The organism is Oleiphilus sp. HI0132 (genome assembly GCF_001635845.1).
Map to the genome: position 1 here is coordinate 1 of NZ_LWGJ01001842.1, position 704 is coordinate 704.

1 protein-coding gene and 1 pseudogene are annotated in these 704 nt (G+C 43.9%); both read right to left on the reverse strand.

Annotation, left to right across the window (positions count from 1 at the left end):
* Nucleotides 1-291 (reverse strand): annotated as a pseudogene (locus tag A3766_RS27840) (hypothetical protein); the annotation flags it as partial.
* 133 nt (nucleotides 292-424) lie between these two features.
* Nucleotides 425-704: GFA family protein (locus A3766_RS29330; protein WP_082907249.1), on the reverse strand; the 280-nt coding region annotated here is incomplete at its 5' end.

The window sequence follows — 704 nt, forward strand, 5'->3', positions numbered from 1 at the left end:
TAAAGGGGCGCCATGAAACACTAAATTGTGAATATTCAGAGCGATACCGGCGCCTATAAATAAGCTCAGATCTAGAAAGAATTGGAAAGACACCTGACGGTCAAGTGGTTTGCGATCTATCCAGGAAATACTAAACAAACGAATAGCTAGAGCAACGAGTATGGGGAAAACCAGGGTAGTTGCCGTTATCGATTCCAATAAGGGGCAGACTTGGCCGCCATATAGCATAAAAGCAATGGCTGCTAGCAAATAATGTGCGGCCACTCGTCTCTCAACTTTCACATGCCTCATAGTTTATTTCCCTGGATAAGCAGACCGAGCCACTGATGTAATTCGCGGCTATATTATTGTGACAAATTCTATCGCTAGAAGTTTAGTGGATATATAACAAAGTACTTTCCCATATATACGAAGCTCCCAACATTTAGACTTTGTGCTGCTCATAGCGTGGACGCTCGGCTTTGGCGTCAAACCACTCTGACTTGGACTCACAGAAGATCTCATATTGCGGCCCAGGGAACTCCCCTTCAGTGATAGTTCCAAGCCTTAGTCTTATTGTTTCGGGCATATCGGTTCTTTGACTATATAAAGGACTTCCGCAGTTGCTACAGAATACGCGCTTTTTATTAGGGCTCGACATGAAAGTCTTCAAATGATCAGCGCCACTCGTAATGGTGAAGTATTGACTCTCTATAGGTGCGTTA